Annotated in this window: 16 protein-coding genes, 1 other RNA gene and 1 pseudogene; 10 read left to right on the forward strand and 8 right to left on the reverse strand. The window is 46.8% G+C overall.

Annotated features, from left to right (window positions below):
* Both CMR00_03770 and CMR00_03775 read right to left on the reverse strand, forming a co-directional pair.
* Positions 1-1,935, reverse strand: coding sequence for a hypothetical protein (locus tag CMR00_03770; GenBank protein ID PIO48605.1), 1,935 nt, complete (start codon positions 1,933-1,935; stop codon positions 1-3).
* A complete protein-coding gene (locus tag CMR00_03775; GenBank protein PIO48606.1) occupies positions 1,884-3,038 on the reverse strand; it encodes a hypothetical protein in 1,155 nt (384 codons plus the stop codon). Before CMR00_03775 ends, CMR00_03770 begins: the two co-directional genes overlap by 52 nt.
* A 353-nt stretch (positions 3,039-3,391) precedes the next feature.
* Between CMR00_03775 and nagB the strand changes: the two are divergent.
* Positions 3,392-5,344 (forward strand): annotated as a pseudogene (gene nagB, locus CMR00_03780) (glucosamine-6-phosphate deaminase).
* Positions 5,345-5,355: 11 nt separating this feature from the next.
* Here the strand turns inward: nagB and CMR00_03785 are convergent.
* A complete protein-coding gene (locus CMR00_03785; protein ID PIO48607.1) occupies positions 5,356-6,546 on the reverse strand; it encodes a DUF5009 domain-containing protein in 1,191 nt (396 codons plus the stop codon).
* A 125-nt stretch (positions 6,547-6,671) separates the two neighbouring features.
* On the opposite strand from CMR00_03785, the gene rnpB reads away from it, so the two are divergent.
* Positions 6,672-7,083, forward strand: an RNA gene (gene rnpB / locus CMR00_03790) — RNase P RNA component class A.
* Between the two features lie 18 nt (positions 7,084-7,101).
* On the opposite strand, the gene CMR00_03795 is transcribed toward rnpB, so the two are convergent.
* The 3 genes from CMR00_03795 to CMR00_03805 form a co-directional block, all read right to left on the reverse strand.
* On the reverse strand, positions 7,102-8,355 hold the full coding sequence (locus CMR00_03795; protein ID PIO48608.1) for a hypothetical protein: 1,254 nt from the start codon (positions 8,353-8,355) through the stop codon (positions 7,102-7,104).
* Positions 8,356-8,420: 65 nt separating this feature from the next.
* Positions 8,421-9,197, reverse strand: a complete 777-nt coding sequence (locus CMR00_03800; protein PIO48609.1) for a hypothetical protein — start codon at positions 9,195-9,197, stop codon at positions 8,421-8,423.
* 63 nt (positions 9,198-9,260) lie between these two features.
* Positions 9,261-10,532: an S-adenosylmethionine tRNA ribosyltransferase gene (locus CMR00_03805; GenBank protein PIO48665.1), complete on the reverse strand. Its 1,272-nt coding sequence runs from the start codon at positions 10,530-10,532 to the stop codon at positions 9,261-9,263.
* 156 nt (positions 10,533-10,688) lie between these two features.
* Here CMR00_03805 and lpdA point away from each other — a divergent pair, with 156 nt between their 5' ends.
* The 8 genes from lpdA (at position 10,689) to CMR00_03845 (ending at position 19,347) form a co-directional block, all read left to right on the forward strand.
* Entirely contained in the window at positions 10,689-12,119 is a 1,431-nt protein-coding gene (gene lpdA, locus CMR00_03810; GenBank protein PIO48610.1) for a dihydrolipoyl dehydrogenase, read from the forward strand.
* Positions 12,120-12,202: 83 nt separating this feature from the next.
* Complete coding sequence (locus CMR00_03815) at positions 12,203-12,787, forward strand: hypothetical protein (protein PIO48611.1); 585 nt, start codon at positions 12,203-12,205, stop codon at positions 12,785-12,787.
* Positions 12,788-12,880: 93 nt separating this feature from the next.
* A complete protein-coding gene (locus CMR00_03820) occupies positions 12,881-13,333 on the forward strand; it encodes a hypothetical protein (GenBank protein ID PIO48612.1) in 453 nt (150 codons plus the stop codon).
* 25 nt (positions 13,334-13,358) lie between these two features.
* Positions 13,359-14,318, forward strand: coding sequence for a protease (locus CMR00_03825; GenBank protein PIO48613.1), 960 nt, complete (start codon positions 13,359-13,361; stop codon positions 14,316-14,318).
* 225 nt (positions 14,319-14,543) lie between these two features.
* Entirely contained in the window at positions 14,544-14,957 is a 414-nt protein-coding gene (locus CMR00_03830) for a hypothetical protein (protein ID PIO48614.1), read from the forward strand.
* Between the two features lie 12 nt (positions 14,958-14,969).
* A complete protein-coding gene (locus CMR00_03835) occupies positions 14,970-15,968 on the forward strand; it encodes a beta-aspartyl-peptidase (protein PIO48615.1) in 999 nt (332 codons plus the stop codon).
* 14 nt (positions 15,969-15,982) lie between these two features.
* A complete protein-coding gene (locus CMR00_03840; GenBank protein ID PIO48616.1) occupies positions 15,983-17,761 on the forward strand; it encodes a hypothetical protein in 1,779 nt (592 codons plus the stop codon).
* Between the two features lie 170 nt (positions 17,762-17,931).
* Positions 17,932-19,347, forward strand: a complete 1,416-nt coding sequence (locus CMR00_03845; protein PIO48617.1) for an exopolysaccharide biosynthesis polyprenyl glycosylphosphotransferase — start codon at positions 17,932-17,934, stop codon at positions 19,345-19,347.
* A 29-nt stretch (positions 19,348-19,376) separates the two neighbouring features.
* Here the strand turns inward: CMR00_03845 and CMR00_03850 are convergent, their stop codons facing one another.
* Positions 19,377-20,051: a cell division ATP-binding protein FtsE gene (locus tag CMR00_03850; protein ID PIO48618.1), complete on the reverse strand. Its 675-nt coding sequence runs from the start codon at positions 20,049-20,051 to the stop codon at positions 19,377-19,379.
* On the reverse strand, positions 20,048-21,082 hold the full coding sequence (gene pdxA / locus CMR00_03855; GenBank protein PIO48619.1) for a 4-hydroxythreonine-4-phosphate dehydrogenase PdxA: 1,035 nt from the start codon (positions 21,080-21,082) through the stop codon (positions 20,048-20,050). The genes CMR00_03850 and pdxA overlap by 4 nt, the downstream gene beginning before the upstream one ends.
* Positions 21,083-21,086: the final 4 nt, after the last annotated feature.

Here is a 21,086-nt window from a genome sequence, read left to right on the forward strand (position 1 = left end):
TTAGAAGTTGATGCGAAGCGCAACAGAGATGCTGCGTGGAATTGGCGTTTCGGTATCGTCTGCGCCAGTTGGCACACCCTGACGCGCAAAGGCGTTCAGTTCAGGGTCGTAGCCATTGTAGCGGTCAAATGAAAAGAGGTTGCGTCCGATTATGCCAATTTGTCCGCTTCGGATGCCGAAGAAATTGCTGAAGTTGTAAAACAGTGAGGCTTCGCGCACTTTGACATAAGAGCCATCCTCTACCCAATGCTCAATGATGCGAAAGACCCCCGGATTTTCTGGCTCTGTGGCAAAGCGTGGATTAGTGTAGTACCCTGGAGCCTTTCTTCCCTCCAGTACATCACGGTAACCTGCAAGCACTTGATTTTGCTCACCATTGCGGTTGGTGAAGTTTAGCACCTGTCGTCCTTGCAGAATATCAATCTGCAAGCGCAGTGAAAATTCGCGCCACGAAATTTCATTGATGACTGTGGCTTGCCAGTCTGGATTAGGATCGCCAATAACTTTGTTTTGCACCGAACCATTTGGATTGAGTTGTCGCAGCGGTACGCCATCAGGGCTATACTGAATGTTGCCGTTTTCATCGCGCTTATAGGCACTGGCATAAAAGACACCAAGTGGGTAGCCGTTGATGGCTGAAGCAAAGCCATAGACGCCCAGCGCAATAATGCCACCTTTGGTATCGATCACTTCATTGCGATTGAAAAAGAAATTCACAGTAGCATCCCAACGCAAGTCATTGGTTTGCACTGGCGTTGTACGCAGCAAGACTTCTAAGCCACGATTAGAGACCGTGCCGACATTATCGAGTTGCTGACTGAATCCTGTTGAGGCAGCGACATTGCGCCGAATAAGCAAGTCGGTCAGCAATTTGTCGTAGTACGTGATTTCAATGCCGATGCGATCATTGAGAAAGGTGGCATCGACACCGACTTCGATTTCGCGCTGACGTTCAGGTCGAATTGTTGGCGATCCAAGCAACGCACTAGGCAGAATAGCTGCTTTGCCATCATAGTTACTTGCCGCATAGTTTGTGAAGCGATCAAAGGCGCCAATCACAGTCAGTCCGCCAGAAAAGCCCAGTGCCGCACGCAATTTTAAGTTGTTAATGGTCTTTGCAAGCTCTGACTCTTTCCAGAATGATTCTTCAGAGAGCACATATGAGGCACTGACTTTCGGGAAGAATTGGAAGCGTTCATCTTTGCCAAAGACCGATGAGGCATCCATGCGCACTGCCCCTGAGAGAAAGAAGCGGTCGTAGAGCCCAAAGGTCTGCTGAATAAAGGCGCCATAAATCGTACGCACCAAGTCGCGCGTCTCACTTGCTATTGTCGTTACGCCTCCACCGACAATTTCCACATTCGGTGTAGTATTGATTGTCTGTGAGCCGAGAATATCAGTCTCATCGTATTGCATCGTGCCACCGATAAGCGTTGTGGATCTTAGCCCATCCGTCAAGTCGCGTGAATAGCGCGCATTGATATCGATATTGACCTGTCGTACGCTTTGTGTGGCAAAGCGCTGAAAGCCATTGCGAAAGTCAAATGATGTATTTCCGGGCGGAATAGAAATTATGCCGTTTTGTGTGTAGGTGTCATAGCCAAACGTGGCATCAGCACCGAATCCTTCAAAGGGTGCAATATCGAGCCGCGCACTGCCCACGAACCGATTTGTAGCTTGTGTGTAGCGGAAGCGATCGATCACTTCAAGTGGGTTTGCAAGTGCAATGCCTGTTGCGCTGCGTGTACTCGGATATTCACCTAACGCATTCGGTCGTGGATCAATTGCAGTATTGCCAACCACGAAGCCAGTGAGTACACCATCGTTAGCTGATGTGGCGTTATTTGCTTTGTCTTGTGTTTCAGTATAGTTGTAGTTGAGATTCAGTGAGACACGTGCCCAACTGTTGAGAACTTGGTCAAGGTTGCCACGCACACTGGTGCGTTGAATTGCCGTACCTTTGATAATGCCTTGATTGCCCAGATACGAGCCTGAAATAAAGTAGTTTGTGTTGCCCGTCCCACCTGACACGGAGAGATATTGCTCCGTACCATAAGCATTTTGAAAGAAAAGTCTTGATAATCGAAGCGCTGTGTTGGTCGCTGGTTTGGGGTGCCTACTGGGTCAAGAAAAGGATAGTCGTTAATCGGTAAGCGTTTGCGCACTTGATCAAAGTTAAATCGAGTGCTGTATTCGATTTTGGGGTCGCCTGCAGAGCCGCGTTTCGTAAAAATTTGAATCACACCATTGTTAGCACGTGAGCCGTAAATCGCTGCGGCTGCTGCGCCTTTGACCACCTCAATACGCTCAATGTCGTTTGGGTTCAAATCTACCAAGCGATTTTGTGCGTATCCGCCCAAGTTTAAGAGCACGTTGCGGTCGTTGTTGACGATGACCCCATCAACGATATAGAGGGGTTCAGTATTTCCCAAGATGGTATTTGCGCCACGCAGTTGGATCGAGATACTGCCGCCCGGGTTTCCTGAATTTTGGTTAATCATTGCCCCCGGAATTTTGCCTTGCAAGGCTTGATCAATTTGCTGCGCTGCCCCGTTCTGAAGTTCTTTAGCTGTTACTGTGGAAATTGCATTGCCGAGTTCTTTCTTACTTGTCAGTACGGATGCACCTGTTACCACTACTTCTTCTGCACGTGCTGCATCTTCATCGAGCAAAATATCATCGAGTTTGACTTGACTATTGTCGCCAAGCGTAAAGCGAACCTGTTTGCGCTTAAACCCAATGTAGCTGACACTCAGAACATAATTGCCCGGCTGTAAGCTCGCTGTCAAGCTGAAGTTACCGTCACGATCTGTTGGCACGCCCAGCACCGTGTTCTCAATGCGCACGGTTGCCCCTGCAATTGGTTGACGCGTAGCACTCTCGAGCACCTTGCCGCTAATGCTGTAGCGCAACTGTTGCGCCGATGTTGCTATGGGGTAAAGCAATAGTGCAACAAGACACAAGCTGGTGAGAAATCTGCTCCAGCGTCGAGCAAAGACTCGACACTTTTCTTGACTATTGTAGTAATGCATGTGCATTCTCCTTTGTATACTTTATGATGGAGTTACATGTTGATTTTAGACCAATGATGTGGCTTACTGAAGATGTGATTTACTATGATTTACTAAGTAATGTGCTTAAAAGGCTGGCGACACATCACACATCGTATCTGGTACAGTTTGGAAGGCGCATCGGGCGCAGTTTGGTAGGCTTGATTTGGCTTGTTTTTGTTATTGATCCTGCAGAAAATGGCTTTAGAGATACTTGCTTTGCTCATCTTGTTTGTTTAGTGTTTTGCGCGAAAATAACACTTATTTGAAAAAATCATAATTCTTTGGAACTTCGCACCTGGACATACATAAAATTTCTTGTCTCAATCGCTTCTTGAAACATGATACATCTTGCACCTAAACTTGATTCAGAGCACTCAACACTTGCAAGCAAAGACGCTCGGCGCCTTGAAAAAATCTTTACGGTAATTTATCCCGACTCGAAATCAGCTTCACGTGCTGTTGCGCAGGAAATTGCAGACCTGATTCGCCAAAAAGCAAGTACGGGCAAGCCTGCAGTGCTTGGCTTGGCTACAGGCTCCACTCCGACTAGCGTCTATGAAGAACTTGTGCGTATGCATCGTGAAGAAGGCTTGTCGTTCAGGAATGTCATCACATTTAATCTCGACGAGTATTACCCGATGTCGCCAGATTCGCTGCAAAGCTATGTGAGGTTCATGCACGAGTACCTTTTTGATCATATTGACATCTTACCTGAAAACATTCACATTCCTGATGGCACAGTACCGCGTGAGAAAGTCGCTGAATACTGCGCGATGTATGAAGGCAAGATTCAAGCGGCTGGTGGCATTGATCTGCAAATTCTTGGGATTGGTCGTACTGGTCATATTGGCTTCAATGAGCCGGGCTCAAAGAAAGACTCCCGCACGCGCCTTGTTACGCTCGACCGCATCACGCGTCTGGATGCTGCAAGCGACTTTTTTGGAGAAGAAAATGTCCCACGCAGAGCTATCACCATGGGCGTCGGCACTATTCTGCAAGCGCGGCGCATTATCTTGATGGCATGGGGCGAAGGTAAAGCAAGTATTGTTCGCAAAGCCGTTGAGGGTCCTGTAACTGAAAGTGTTACAGCTTCCTTCCTGCAAGAGCATCCTAATGTTACGATTGTGCTCGATACGGCTTCATCTGCAGAGCTTACCCGTATCAAGACCCCATGGCTGCTTGGTGAAGTAAAATGGACGGAAAAGCTCACGCGTGCTGCAGTGGTCTGGCTTTCGCAAACATTAGCGAAGCCCATTTTGAAACTTACCGATGAAGACTATCGCGAGCATGGCATGGGCGATTTGCTCACGGAGCGCGGCAGTGCTTACACGGTCAATATCGATGTCTTCAATCAGATGCAGCGTACCATTACAGGCTGGCCCGGCGGCAAGCCTCATGCTGACGATAGCAACCGTCCCGAACGTGCCAAACCCTTCCCTAAGCGTGTGCTTATTTTTAGCCCACATCCTGATGATGATGTCATTTCCATGGGCGGTACTTTCATTCGTTTGGTTGATCAAGGACACGAAGTGCATGTTGCCTATCAAACCTCAGGCAGCATTGCCGTTTTTGATGAAGATGCCCTGCGCTTTGCTGACTTTGTGCGTGACTTCAACGCTGCCTTCGGGTTGCAAGACAGTCAAGCCGCCCAGAGAATCTATCAAGAAGTCTCTGATTCGCTGCGCAAGAAAGCCCCAACCGATGTTGACTCCGAAGCTGTTCAAAAAATCAAAACCCTGATTCGTCTTGGTGAAGCCAAAGCGGCTTGTCGGTACTGCGGCGTTCCTGAATCACGCATCTATTTTCTTGATTTACCTTTCTACAAAACTGGTCGCATCAAGAAAAAACCCCTCTCTGAAGATGATATCAAAATTATGATCGAGGTCTTGGAGCGTGTTAAACCACATCAAATCTACGCTGCAGGCGATCTGTCTGATCCACACGGCACGCATCGTGTGTGCTTGGATGCACTCTTTCAAGCCATTGAGCGTCTCAAGCACCACGATTGGCTGAAGGATTGTTATGTCTGGCTCTACCGTGGCGCTTGGCAAGAGTGGGATTTAGCTGAAATCGAGATGGCAGTGCCGCTCAGCCTGATGAGCTTTTGCGCAAACGGCGCGCTATTTTCAAACATCAATCGCAAAAAGATAGTGCACGCTTCCCTGGTGCAGACAGCCGCGAGTTTTTGGCAACGCGCAGAAGACCGTAACCGATATACGGCTAAGCTTTACGACCAGCTGGGTCTTGCTGAATATGAAGCCATCGAAGCCTTTGTGCGCTGGCGATTTTAGCGTGTGCAAACTTAGACTTTCCAAATCCAGTTGCGTTTATACAGCGCACGTAAGACCACGTACCAAGCAGTAATCAAGAGTAGTGGGTATAGCAATGACCCGATCATATTCCCCGCCCATACTGCTAAAAGATGTTTGTAGATGAACTGCTGCAGCGACAGCAGTTCATCATTTACTGTAAAACGGATGAGGCCGCCCATTACACGCGCTAAAATACCTGAGCCGAAAAAGAGCAACAGCGCATTGACACCAAACACCACAAGCGGCTCCGCCCACTTTTTCCATCCTTTGATGTCTATAGCATAGTAACACATTCCCAGCACGACGAGTGCATAGCCTGTTGTAAACACAGCATACGAGGGCGACCACATATTTTTGTTAATTGGAATGACCCAATCCAGTGCGCCACCAATGCCTAGCAAGATTGCCCCCGCAAAGAAGATTGCTGCAACTTTCTCGAGTGGCTCAGACTGTGAGCGCAGATGCGTGCCTGTCATCATGCCTGCAATCGCATTTGTTAGCGCAGGTATAGTCGATAGCAAGCCTTCGGGGTCCCAAGTCTTAGCTGCTTTCCACAGATGTGCTGTCCCAAAGAGGGTGCGATCGAGCCATGCTCCAAAATTGTCATCCTTGGTTTGCAAGAGCGTATCTCGATCAGGCACTGGGATTTGCATCAAGAGTTCATACACAACAAGGCAAAGCACAGCTATGACACACTGTGTTCTCGTGTTCGTATGCAGAAACAGCAATGCCGCAAAGAGATAGCAGAGTGCCAGACGTTGCAAGACGCCCATGATGCGAATCGTTGTCAAGTCAAAACTTGGAAAGCCTGCCAAAATCAAGCCTAGGAGAAACAGTGTAGCTGCGCGCCGCAAAATTTTGAGGTAAATGGCTTGATGTGATTCAGACTCACGGTACTTTGATAGTGCGTACGGAATTGCTACTCCGACAATAAAGATGAAGAAGGGAAAAACAAGATCGGTAATTGTCCAGCCATTCCACTCTGCATGCCGCAGGGGTGGATAGACATAAGTCCAACTGCCCGGATTATTTACAACGGTCATAAGCACCATCGTGAGCCCACGAAAGACATCGAGTGACATCAAGCGTGTAGCTGTTCCTGCCTGCTGCTTGAGTTGAACAGAGGTATCTGCTTCTTGAGCAGTATGAGTTGTTTGTTGTTTAGATGCTTGTGTTAGCATAGAATAGAATGAATATCATTCATCTGTTTAGGTGCTCACGCCACATCTGGGCGTGCAAGATATTTGTTTTTGTTAATTTAATTTCTTCGTGAAACTCTTTTTTATGCTTTCGTAAATTTTGTGTGAAGTTGCGCTGTGGCAGCCGCGGCAGTGTTTATACTACTGCTGAGGAAAGTCCGAACATCACATGGCAGGATGCCGAACAAGGCTCTCTTCTGCGAGGGCACAAGTTCGGGCGAGCGCGAGCAATCGCGTCTCGACAGAGAGTGCAACAGAAAGCATACCGCCGCAGCACATCTGCGGTAAGGGTGAAAAGGCGGTGTAAGAGACCACCAGTTACTCCAGTAATGGGGTAAGCTATGCAAACCTCTCCGATGCAAGACTAAGTAGAGAGGCTTTTTCAGCACACGCTGAAAAGAGAGTAGCCAGCTCAATCCACTTCAGTGGTGGGAGTCTCTGGGTAAGTCGCATCAGAGAAATGGCTGCCTCCTTGAGCGTTCAAGGAAACAGAATTCGGCTTACGGGCGCAACTTCATTTTTTTATTTTTATTGCTCTTATGCCTTCCCACCCCTTTGTAACAGCAGCGACAAACGCTGTGGCTCGGGCACACCAAGTTCTTCCAAGTATATGGTGCGACATGTCTCCAAGATACGCTTTGCTTTTGCAGCATAACCTTGTCTGAGGTAGGCATCAATCTGTATCTCGTAGCCAGCTTCGTAGAGTGGATCTGCTTTGGTGATTTTCTGACCGTAGTACAGGGCTTCATCTAAGCGGTTTGCTGCAAGATCGTTGCGAGCCAGTGTGATGAGCGCTTTGAAATACACCTCCTGCAGTCGCTCACGCTCTTCTACGATAGGCGTGAGTGTGACATCATCTTTGAGAAAATCATCGGTATAGAGTTCAACTGCTACACGCAGTGGCTCCACGCTATTTGTGTTTCGACTCTGTGCGCACAGTTTGAGAAAATGCTCGACATCATAGTCGTAATCACTTTCACTGGTGCCTAAGCGTAATTCATACCCGCCACTATGATTGAGCACATATTGTGAGTCTTTTGCTGACGCCAGTTCAGGCTCAAACATTCGCCGAATTGCAGAAATAGCTGTGTAGAGTCCAATCTCTGCACTCTCTCGCCGTGTTTCTGGCCAGAGAATTTCGTAGAATTCCTCCGTTCTTGAAATTTTGCGGTGATTAAGTAGGAGTATCTTAAAGACATCGCGTGTTTTTGGTGAGAGCCAATCGCGCTGCATGACAACTTTCTTGCCAAGACGTATCCACAGATTACCAAATGCTCTGACTTCGACTTTTTTTGCTTGCGTTACTTGCACAGATAGTCCTGCTGCAGCTTTCAATTTCTTTTCACGCCGCTTTTGCGCTAATCCAATCAGCTCAATGACATGTTCCAGCTGCAGCGGCTTTGGAATAAAATCGGACGCTCCAGCACGCATCGCACTGATTACAAGGTTCATATCACCGTGTCCAGTGATGAAGAGTGTTTCTGCCAGTTCATCTCTTGCACGAATTTCTTTTAGCACATCAAAGCCATCGATATCTGGCAGTCGAATATCGAGCAAGACAATCTCAGGGCGTTCTTTTTCGAAGAGTGCGATAGCATCTGCGCCACATTTTGCTGTAAAGACTTGGTAGTTTGCCAAGGTCAATGCACGCGAAAAACTCTCGCGTATGCGCCGGTCATCATCGACCAGCAAAATTTTCACCTTGCTTTTCTCAGATGTTTTTTCAGCCTGCTTGCTCTGAGTTGCAGCAGCATTTTGTTTTCGCACCTCTTGTAATTGTCCACGTTTCATAGAGATATTCTTAGCAGTATCAACTTTTTTTTTGACACCTTACACTTTACACTTACACACTTTTCTCATGTCGATGTGCTTGCAGGCAGGAGCAGTTCTATGGCATTTCCCACACCTTCATCATTAAGATTGTCATGCACTTGCCACTTGCCCCCAATTTTTTCGAGAATCTCTGAGACAAGGAACAGACTGTAATAGAGTATCTCGTCTTCGACTTGCGCAGTTGCAAAAGGCTGACCAAGTTTATCAAGATTTATCTGCGCAAGACTTAGTCCTGAATCTTTGACAAGCATCGATATCCCCTCTGAACTAGACCATGCTTTTAGACACAGATATTTTTGAAAAGGTTTTTCTGGGAAAAGTCTTTCTCGCACTTCAATAGCTTTGCGTGCATTGAGAAAGAGATTGAGCAGAATATATTCCAGCTCAATTATATCGATTGTGACTAGTGGCAAATTCTCTTCTTGGTTGTATGTCCAACGAATTGCACGTGCACGAAATTGCTCACCAATCAGCCCCATCACGTTTTCCACTGCGCTTTTGAGATTTGTCTGCAAGGTCTTTTCTCGTTCGTAAGCAAAAGTGCGCAAATGTTCAGTGATTTTCTGAAACCGTGCAATATCGCTCTCAATATCATCACCGATTTGGTGCAGCATCTCTGCAGTTACTTCGCCCGACTTTTCTGCTAGCATTTTTAGGTAGCCTGCATCAATGCTCATCGCAGTCAGAGGCTGATTAAGTTCATGCAGCACACTGCCGATTAGTTCGCCTAACAGTGTAAGTTTTGTCACCTTTAGCAGATGATTCAGCTGAGAGTCGCTTTTTGCGTGGGATATTGCCATTTGTAGTTAGGAGTTATGGGTTTCTTAAGTTTTCTCGCCCCGATTGATGAGTTGCGCTGTGCGCTATCGCCAAAGCAGTGATGAGTCTCCGTAACTTAGGAAACGATAGCCGTTCTGCAAAGCCTCGTTGTAGACTTTTTTCCAGAGCTCTCCACCTAAGAATGCCGCCACCAGTAAAATCAGTGTGCTGCGTGGCTGATGAAAGTTGGTAATTAAGCCATCACACATCATGTAGCGATAGCCGGGCACAATTATCAATTGCGTCTTGCCAGAGAGCCCATCAAGCGAGTGTTTTTGTAGACACTCCAATACCGCCTCCAAACCCTGAACCGTTGCTGGCAACGTGCTTAGTTGCGATGCTAAAGTATAAGCCTCCCACTGCTCCACATTCATTATGCTTTTGTGCAGCACTTTATTGTCTTTGAGCAGCAACTTCACACCGAACCAGTAAAGCGATTCCAAAACGCGCATTGAGGTTGTACCCACAGCAACTACGGGCTTTCCTTTCTCGATATGATTATGCAGCGTCAGTAAGGTTTGCTTTGGGACGCTAATTTGCTCTGCGTGCATTACATGATGCTGCACATTACTTTGTTGAACAGGCTTAAATGTGCCCATGCCAACATGTAGCGTCAGCTCTGCTGAACTCACGCCCTTTTGTCGCAAGCGTTCAAGTACCGCTGGCGTAAAGTGCAGTCCTGCTGTCGGTGCAGCCACCGATCCTTCACTTTTTGCATAAACCGTTTGATAGCGCAGCTTGTCGCTCCGAGTTGGCTCACGCTTCAGATATGGCGGTAGTGGTGCTTTCCCAACAGCCTCTAAGACTTCCAAGAAGGGGAGTTCTTTTGGCTGCCATTCAAAGCACAGCGTAGATTCCATTCCCTTCTCGACTAACGTGGCTTTGAGCAAAAGTGGCTTTGCTTGATGCATCACACTTGTGCTTAGCGTCATCAACGCTTTGAGATTCCTGCCATGCAATAAGCATTTCCACTTTACAGCTCCTTTTGCCAGCAGTGCCAGAGCAATGTCAGAATTTGGCTCACTTGGCTCTACACATAGCACTTCTACCTTACCGCCGCTCTGTTTTTTTAGCGCTAATCGTGCCGCAATCACTTTGGAATTGTTGAAGACAAGTAATGTTTCAGCAGGCAGCAGGTCGGGCAAATCAGAAAAATGATGATGCGATATTTCACCTGTTTTTGCTTGCACCATCAACAATTTACTTTGGTCACGTTCAGGCAGCGGCGCTGTTGCAATTTGCTCTTCTGGCAGGTCATAGATATAGTCGTCAATGTGTATTTCGGGGATTATGTTGCCGATTTGATGTTGGCTCATTTCTCTGAATGTTGAATTTGCTTCGGCGTTAGCTTCACCTAACTCTTTTTCAAAAGCCGTATATTTGCTGCTGTCTGTCAGTGCATTTTTGAGCACAACAAGCTCGTTTTCTTGCGCTGCATTCAATTTTTTGCGAATAAAACTAACGCATTATCTATGTCTAAACAAGCCATTAACAAGCCCTCTCACCATTACGATTTTGATGTTGCAATTATCGGTTCAGGACCTGGCGGATATGAAACTGCCATCCGAGCCTCACAACTTGGCTATAAAACCTGCGTGATTGAAAAAGAGCCTACGCTCGGTGGAGTCTGTCTGAATTGGGGCTGCATCCCGACAAAATCACTCCTCAAAAATGCAGAACTTCTCAATACGCTCAAACATGCCAGCACTTTCGGTATTAAGTTTGAGAATATGTCCATTGACTTTGCGCAAATCATTAAACGCAGCCGTGATGTCGCTGCGCAAATGGCAAAGGGCGTGGAATACCTTATGAAAAAAAATAAAATCACGGTTAAAAAAGGATTCGGCAAGTTGCTTTCTGCACATGAAATTGAAATCAAAGCTGACGATGGCTCAACCGAAAAAATTAGTTCGCTTTACACGATTCTTGCTACGGGCACAAAGGCGCGCTCTATCCCCACCGTCCCTGTCGATCGCAAGCGCATCATTACAAGTTATGAAGCCATGATTCTACCAGAAAAGCCAGAGACACTTACCATTATTGGCGCAGGCGCTATCGGTGTAGAATTTGCTTATTTCTACAATGCTGTCGGCACACAGGTTACACTCATTGAAGCCCTGCCGCAAATTTTGCCCAACGAAGATGAAGAAATTGCCACACTCCTTACACGCGACTTCAAAAAGCAAGGCATTACCATCATGACCAGCGCAAAAGTTGAATCGGCATGCGTCGAAGGCGAAAAAGTCAAAACCATCGTTACGGATAGCAATGGCAAACAAAAAGAACTGCTTTCTGATTACTGCCTTGTCGCTATCGGTCTAACAGGCAATATCGAAAATCTCGGCTTGGAAGAAGTTGGCGTCAAAACCGAGCGTGGCTTTATTAAAGTCGATGAATTTGGTCGCACTAATGTAGAAGGGGTTTATGCCATTGGTGATGTAGCAGGCGGTATGCTGCTGGCACACAAAGCCTCTGCTGAAGGCATTCGCTGTGTTGAGAAAATCGCCGGTCTTGATGTTCAACCGCTCGACCCGATGGAAATCCCAGTTTGCACCTATTGCCAACCTTCTGTGGCTCACATTGGTCTGACAGAAAAGCAAGCCAAAGAACAGGGCTATGAGGTCAAAATCGGACGCTTTCCTTTCAAAGCCTCTGGCAAAGCCACAGCCGCCGGGCATACCGAGGGCATGGTCAAACTCATTTTTGATGCTAAATATGGTGACCTTTTAGGCGCCCATATCATTGGTTACGAAGCCACGGAGATGATTGCCTCGCTTGGCATTGCACGCAAACTTGAAGCCACAGCGGATTGGATTCACCATACCGTTCATGCACACCCGACTTTTTCTGAAGCCATCAAGGAAGCTGCGGCTGACGCTTATGGTGAAGCAATTAACATTTAGTTTCTAGTTTCGCTCGAATAATTCACTATATTCCAACGTCGAAAAACAAACAAAAACCAAACCAAAAAAGGAGGCGAGCTCCTGTGGGTATTGCATCTCTCATCCTCGGTATTATTGCCATTCTCATTGCATGGATTCCTTGTGTAGGCTGGTTTGCACTGCTGCCTGCACTTGTTGGCCTTATCTTAGGCATTGTTGAAATCGTTCAGAAAAATAATGCTAAGGCTGCCGGCGATGCCGCCGCTTCACCTGTCATGGGTTTTGTCGGCACAGGTCTTAACGCCCTTTCTGTTGTTGTGGTTGTTGTGATAACGGTCCTACTTGGCAGGGGCCTTGAACAAGCCGCAAAAGAAGCCGGTTACAGCAGTGCCAGTGAAATGTTCAAAGACATTCAGAAAGGCATCGATACGCTGCAAACGGCGCGCACGGCGCTCGCACCTGAAAAAATCACGAAAGCAAATTTCGATCGCATTCAAACTGGTATGACACTCGCTGAAGTGGAAGCGATTATAGGCAAAACTTCAATGTCGGAAGAACTTGTCAAGGAAGGCATGGAATCCACGATGCCGGCTTATACTTTGCTCTGGAAAGCCGATGGCTTCAAACTCATCACGATTGGCTTTGTAAATGGCAAGGTATCGGATAAACAACAGTTAGGCTTGGATTAGCAACTTCATGCACTTCGTTCCAACCATCTTAGTGCAGGCACTAAACCAGCTCTATGCGTTTTTTACTTGTGAGCCACACTTAGAAGATGTCGTATGACCATGAACCGCCTCGCTTTGGATTCATCTCGTTCAATGCCCCACACGATGCGTGAAGCGTATCGCATCGCAAATTGGGTTTTGCTTTCGCTCAGCCTCTATGCGCTTTGCTTCCCGCGGCTTTCTCCGCAACTTGCAAAGTTTTTTCCTGCTGCGATTTCTACCTGCTGGTATCACGCGCGAACTGGCAAGCCCTGCCCATTTTGCGGCATGACGCGTGACATCGGACGCTTTACAGTCGGCGACTTTGTTCAAGCTAGGCAACTCAATGCGCTAAGTTTGCCCTTCTTTTTTCTTTTCATCTTTGAACTTCTCTGGCGTGCTTTGCTGCTCTTTTCTGCGCTTAGACACCTACCTATCCTGCGCTTAATAGGCATAGATATCGGCATGCATGCCCTTTTTGTGCTTACTACACTTTTTCTTAGCTTTCAGGACTTGCTTACAATCTAATCTACATCTACAAGGAGTAGTAACTATGAACATCTACCTCATTCTCGCCCTTCTTTTCATCGGTTTTATTTTGCTCCAATGCTTTGTAACGGTTAAACAAGGCACGGTTGCCGTCGTTACCCAGTTTGGGCAATACAAGCGCGTGATGCGCCCTGGTCTAAATTTCAAACTCCCTCTGCTTGAAAAGATTGAAAGACGTATCTCGATTCAGAATCGCTCGGTAGAGTTAGAATTTCAAGCAATTACCGAAGACCAAGCCAACGTGAATTTTAAATCGTTGCTTGTCTATTCTGTGCTTGATCAGCAAGAAGAAACCATTAAAAATGTTGCCTTCAAGTTTGTCAATGAACAGAATTTTATGCAGGCACTGGTGCGCACAGTGGAAGGCTCGGTACGCGGTTTTGTTGCAAAGAAGCGTCAAGCTGAGATTCTAGGTTTGCGCTCGGAAATTGTACTCTATGTCAAAGAGCAAATTGATCCGACGCTGGAATCGTGGGGCTATCACTTGATTGATCTGCAAATCAACGACATCACATTTGACGAAGCCATTATGCGCTCTATGTCGCAAGTTGTGGCTTCTAAGAATCTTAAAGCCGCTGCAGAGAACGAAGGTCAAGCCTTGCTCATTACAAAAACGAAGCAAGCCGAAGCCGAAGGCAATGCAATTAAAATTGCAGCTGAGGCTGAGCGACAAGCCGCACAATTGCGCGGACAAGGTATTGCGCTCTTTCGTGAAGAAGTTGCACGTGGTATGAGAAATGCCGCAAAAGAAATGGAAGCCGCAAATCTCGATGCCTCTTTTATTCTCTTCTCAATGTGGACAGAAGCTGTTAAGAATTTCGCTGAAAATGGTAAAGGCAATGTGATTTTCCTTGATGGTTCTGTCGAGGGCATGTCTCGCACTCTGCAGCAACTCATGGCGCTCAACAGTGGTGTTTTTGACCTTGATAAGAATGGTAAGCCACCTATTGTGCCAAAATCTTAAGCCTTGCGACGCTTTCAGACTTGCTTTTGTTAGCGCAATGCATGTGCCACAAATGGCGTATTGTTTGCAACATCAATGGCATGCAAGCGGTCTGTCGCTTACCTTTGAATAAGTGCAAACTTCTGCGCATAAATAGCTCTTGTCGTCACCGACGCACACGCAATTTCATCAAAAGGCTGTAAATTCGCCCCCACGATCTCTTGAAATTGCGTCTTCTTTTTGATTATGCCAGCAACCCTTGATACACCGCAACAAAAAGCGGCGCGCACACGCCGACGTTTTCGCGCTATCGTGATTATTCTCACCCTGCTTTGTATCGATTTAGTTACCACATCAATTAATACGCTCGTTACCAGCCTCGATAAATTCATCAATCCCTATTTACTCACGGCACTTGGCATGATGATTGTCGTGGTGCTTTTCTACCCCGCTTTTGAGTTTCTCAGCCGCTGGTCGAACACACTTGTAGAAAAATCTATTGATGTCAGTGCAAATATGGTGGGTCGCAAAAATGCCTTGATTGTCGTGGTGATTGTTTTGCTCTTTGTACTTTATGTTGGATTTTTATTTTTGTGGTTCAATAAGTCTTTATTCAGCGATTTAGTTCGCGCAGTCCAAAAGTCTCACTTCATCCGATAAACGCACTTTGACATGTTCTCTCGTGTTTTGTCTTTTCTTTTCGCTCTCATCATGATGGTCTCTAGCGTTGAAGCGCAGCCGACATCAAACAAAATTGCTTTTGCCATTCACGGTGGCGCAGGTGTCATACGCAAACAAGATATGCCGCCCGAAAAAGAAAAAGCCTATCAGGAAAAACTCACTGAAGCCTTACTTGCTGGCTATACAATTCTTCAATCTGGTGGCACTGCTTTAGATGCTGTTGAGACCGCTATTAAAATTTTGGAAGATTCACCTCTTTTCAACGCAGGTAAAGGCGCCGTGCTTAATGCTGATGGCAAAGCGGAACTTGATGCAGCCATAATGGATGGTAAGACACTTGCAGCTGGCGCTGTTGCTGCTGTGCATCGCATCAAGAACCCAATTTCATTGGCGCGTGCCGTCATGGAAAAATCACCGCATGTGTTGCTCATTGGCGACGGTGCAGAGATTTTCGCCACATCGCAGGGTTTTGAACTTGTGCCAGAATCTTATTTTATCACGCCTGAGCGGCTGAAAGGGCTCGAGCGCGCAAAAGAGCGCGAAAAATCTGCCCAAGAAAAAAAGTCAGACAAAAAAGGCACGGTTGGTGCTGTAGCACTCGATCGGTTCGGCAATCTTGCTGCGGGTACTTCGACAGGCGGTATGATGAACAAACGCTACGGTCGTGTCGGCGATTCGCCCATCATCGGCGCGGGGACTTACGCAAACAACGCCACATGCGCTGTCTCTGCCACAGGTTGGGGCGAGTACTTCATCCGTACAGTTGCCGCTTACGATGTCTCGGCACTCATGGAATACAAAGGGCTATCTGCCGCTGAAGCAGGCAAACTTGTCATTGAAAAATTAGGCAAACTTGGCGGCGATGGCGGCATGATCATTCTTGACAAAAACGGGAACATTGCTCTACCCTTCAATAGCGAAGGTATGTATCGCGCTTATATCAATGAACGAGGGCAAGCGGTTGTTCAAATCTATAAGGATACGCCGTAACGCACTCGTTTGACATGCCTTGTTTCATGCTCGCCCAGTTGCGCCACACGCTCTTTAGCTTATCTTATCGTTCACGCTGTATCTACCTTGCGCTTTGCCTTGCCTCATATTTGCTTCTTGCACCGCTCTTGTATGCACAGCAAGATAATATCCCCCTCAACGCCACATTTCACGCCGTTGATATCTATGAATACCTTAAAGACATGCGCGTCAAAAAAATCACGTCGTTTTTTCATGACGACAATCTGCCGCTTTCACGCTTGGAAGTTATTCGACTCTTAAAAGAAATTGCCGCTAAAGAAAATGAACTGAGCGATATCGAGCGCCGACTGCTGGGTCGTTTCCAAATTACATTTGACGAGTCATTTCAAAACGAAACGACGTTTTCCAATTTCATTCAATACGATAGACCGTTTAGTGAGCGTGTTGCCGAAGTTTTTTCGGACAAAGAGAAAAATTTTTTTTACTACAAGCGCGATAGCACCAGCGTTTTCACGGAACTTTTGCTTGGAGGCTACAATGCGCTGCGCTTTGAGCCGCGCCCAAATGTTTCGGCATTCATCTATGACGCCGCCTTTCGCTTTCGTGTTACGCTCTTTGGTCAACTCGGTACGATGCTTTCTTTCACACAGGGCATGAACCCTGGTAGCCGCGATCTTGTGCTTGCCTCCCGCCCTGACCTGCGCACCAATTTCAAACTCATTGAAGGCAACATTCAGCCTGAAGAATTTCCAAACTATACCCTTAGCGAAGGCTATGTGCGATTTTATACCGAACCGACACAAGACCTTAATCTTGCTTTTCAAATTGGTCGTGAGCCAATTCGCTATGGCTTCGGCTATGGCAACCGCTTGCTTGTCTCTGGCAATGGTCCCGTGCTGGATTTCCTCAAAATCAATGCGAACTACGGCATTTTTCACTACTCTATGGTTCATGCCTCGACCGTTGGCAATTTCAGTTTCAACCGTGATGAGCGCTTCACAAAATTTTTTGCTATGCATAAACTTAAAGTCAGCGTGCCGAATTGGTTTTCTGCCACATTCGGCGACGTGATGGTCTACTCTGGCAGAGGCTTGGAAATCGCTTACCTTAACCCGATTATTTTCTACAAGTTTCTGGAGCAAGATGTGCTGCAAGACCGCGACAACTCACTTATCTTCGTTGATCTCCAAACGCACTTCTTCAAAAATTTCGAACTTCAGGGCACCTTTATGATGGATGAAGCCCTGTCTTTCCAATTCTTTTCGCCTAATGAGTTTGTTACCGATAAATATGCGTTTCAAGTCGGTGCCTATTGGTATGAAGCCTTTTGGATTCAGAATTTGTCTCTTGTCGTCGAGTACACTTACATTCGTCCGTTTTTTTACTCACATGTCAATCCGCGCAATGCTTTCACAGCAAATGGGCTCGCTGTCGGGCATCCGATTGGACCGAATGCCGATGAACTTTACTTGCGCTTGTCTTACAACGCACTGGAAAATTTGCGCCTTAATTTTGAGTTTCGCTCAATCCGACGTGGGGAGAATATCTTTGATGAGCAAGGTGAGCTTGTAAAAAATGTCGGTGGCGATATTGACCTCACACACGGTCCCGACATTCCCTTACGCCGTGCCGCTCCATTTCTCGATGGCGTGCGCTTCAATGACTTGGTTTTTAGCGCATGGCTACGCTATGAGCCACTCAAAAACTATGTGTTTGAATTGCGCTACAGTTACCAAGTTGAGCAGCATGTTATGCTGGGCATCTCTCGTCCATTCAGTTTTGGCTTTTTGCGCTTTACAGCGGAGTATTAAGTTCCTTGTTTCTGATGTATCTTTGTAATTCAAAACCCGAACGATGCTGCAGTATAGCCAAACAGCGAGAGCTTTAGACCTCAGGCAGTTGTGCTGCGTCTTTTTAGGTGCGACTTTGCACTACGACTTTATGCCTAAAAAACTTGTGCTGTCGCTCTGATTTATGCTTTATGCTCAAACCCGAAACTAAGCAACGCCTACTGACGCTCGTCATTGATTTTTTTGCCTTCAACTTTGCATTTCTTTGTTACTACACTGTTCGCAACACTGTTCCGTTTGCGGCTTTCACTGAGCAAGCTCCGATGCTGGTTTTGCCCATGCTCACACTTAGTGTATGTTGGATACTCATCTTTTGGCTCTTTGGTCTCTATCGTGATTGGCGGTTTAGTTCGCGCTACGAAGAAGCAGTTACCGTACTTAAAGCAATTACCTTCGGCACATTTCTGCTTTTCATTTTGATTTTTGCTGACGATATCGTTGAAGCTCAAGCAACTGATCTGCCGCATACCTATTCATCGCGTTTTGGCGCAGCACTCTACTGGCTAGTGCTCTGCTCCGTGATGCCTATTGGTCGCTTGGTGCAGCGCAGCTACCAGCGGCGACAACTTGTGGAGAAAGGCATTGGCAGGCGGCGCGCGGTTATCATCGGCACAGGACAGCGTGCTCTATCACTTGCCGCAGATATTGCACATCATCCCGCACTTGGCTTAGATGTCGTTGGCTTTATCAAGGAGTGCCATGATGCTACAGCACTGCCCGCCCGCACACTCGGCAGTTTAGACGACCTTGATTCTACACTTGCGTTACATCACATCTCCGAAGTGATTATCGCTGTACAATCCGTTAAGCACGATGAACTTCTGCGCATCATCGGTCGCTGCGAAGGCAAAAACATCGGCTTAAAAATTCTTCCCGATATGTACGATATTCTCTCTGGTGCTGCACGAACCACGCAGATTTATGGCACACCGCTAATTGAACTGTCTTCACCGCCGCTGACTCCCTTTGCTGAAAACGTCAAACGTCTTTTTGATATCTCGGTCTCGCTTATTGCTTTGATTTTTCTCTCTCCCATCATGGCAATTCTTGCCTTTCTTGTCTGGCTCGATACAAAAGCCTCTCCGATTTACTCTCAAACTCGCATCGGGCTCTATGGGAAACCTTTCACGATTTACAAATTCCGCTCTATGCACAAAGACGCTGAAAACGGTGTGCCGCAACTGACACAGAAAAATGATAGCCGCATTACAGCCTTTGGTAGATTTCTACGCAAGTATCGACTCGATGAACTGCCACAGTTTTGGAATGTGCTCATCGGCGAAATGTCCATCGTGGGTCCTCGCCCTGAGCGACCTTACTTCGTGGAACAACTCAAAGCCATAGCCCCACACTATGCACGTTTGCACTGTGTTCGACCTGGCATTACAAGTTGGGGACAAGTTAAATTCGGCTATGCCTCAAACCTTGATGAAATGCTGGAACGCATGAAGTATGATCTTTTTTATGTGGAGAATATGAGCTTATCAATGGACTTCAAAATTTTACTTGCTACGATTTATGTCATCTTCGCTGGGCGCGGACAATAACACCTTTGTTAGCTGCCATCTACTAATCACTACAGCAATTTCGGCAGCGAAGTAATTTCCTCTACTTTTCCTTCTTTCACCAGCAAAGTCTTAGCGGGAAGTTTTTCAGCGATATGGTAGTCATGCGTTACCACAATTGTTGTGATACCTTTGAAACTGATGCGCTTCAAGAGCTGCATAATTTCAAGTGAGACTTGCGGATCCAAGTTGCCTGTGGGTTCATCGGCAAGCAGAATGTAGGGTTCGCGCACAATGGCTCGTGCAATTGCGACACGCTGCTGCTCACCACCTGAAAGATTTTTCGGCATCTCGTTGCGTTTCTGCGCAAGCCCAACTTCAGAGAGTGCATCACTGACTTTTTTCGGAATCTCCTTTGGTCGCACGCCTGTTACCTCCAAGACAAATGCCACGTTCTCATACACACTGCGGTCTTCAAACAAACGAAATTCCTGAAAGACAATACCCAGATTGCGCCGCAGGTAGGGAATCTCGCGTTTTCGGATTGTGCTTGACTTAAACTCACCGACTTGTACCTCGCCGCTATCTGGAAGAATATCCATGTAGAGCAGTTTGAGCAGCGAACTTTTGCCTGCCCCACTTGCACCGAGCACATAGAGAAATTCTCCGCGCCCGACTTCTAACGACAACCGATCAAAAATTTGTTTGTCACCAAATCGCAGCGAGACATTTCGCAGTGCAATCATCTTTCTAGACTTGAGACATGTTCAAACTTTTTGCGCTTCATCGCAATTCTACAAGCTAACAATGTTGCTTCAATAAAACTCCTTGGGTTAGCAATACCCTTGCCTGCAATGTCAAGTGCTGTGCCATGGTCAGGTGATGTGCGCACAATTGGCAATCCTGTGGTAACATTCACGCCAGTCTCAAAGGCGAGCATTTTGAATGGAATTAGTCCTTGATCGTGATAGAGCGCAAGCACTGCATCAAATTCTTTGTAGCGCCTTGCTCCAAAGAAACCATCGGCTGCAAATGCACCTTCTACCTTGAATTTCTCTCTCAAGCGCTCTATCTCAGGCTGAATCCACTCTACTTCTTCGCGCCCAATGACACCACCGTCCGAGGCATGTGGATTTAATCCTAACACCGCAATGCGTGGGGTTGCCACCCCAAAGTCTTTCTTCAAAGCCATTGCCAGCGATTCAATCAATGTACTTAGCGCGCCTGATGCACGGAGTTTCTCTGACACATCTTTGAGCGGCGTGTGCACCGTCGCTAATGCAACACGCAAGTTGCTTTGAGGGTCCACTAAAATCATTTGCGCTTTAGCATGCGGCTCTTTTTTTCGGCAGAGATGCTCAAGAAAATCCGTATGCCCTTGAAAGAAATAACCCGCTTGCTGAATAGCTTGCTTGTGAATAGGTGCAGTTACCATTGCATCTGCGCTTTGTGCAAGGCACAGTTTTGCTGCAGTCTCTACAGCTTGCATTGCTACATGTCCAGCATCAGCTTGAATTTCTCCAGGGCGCGCTTTGACAAGACAAGACAAACTTAGGACATAGAGCGGCTCATCATGTCTTTTTGGGGGAATCTCTTGTAGCGTTTCTATTTCTAGCATCGGCACATTGTAGCCTAAATGCTTGGCGTAGTATTTCATCATGCAGTATGAGCCTACAACGACAAATTGATGTTCGCTCTGGCGTAGCGCCTCAAAGGCTTTGAGAATCAGTTCAGAGCCAATGCCATTTGTATCACCTTGCGTCCAAAGTATGCGCATCTCT

Source organism: [Chlorobium] sp. 445, assembly GCA_002763895.1.
Lineage (GTDB): Bacteria > Bacteroidota > Chlorobiia > Chlorobiales > Thermochlorobacteraceae > Thermochlorobacter.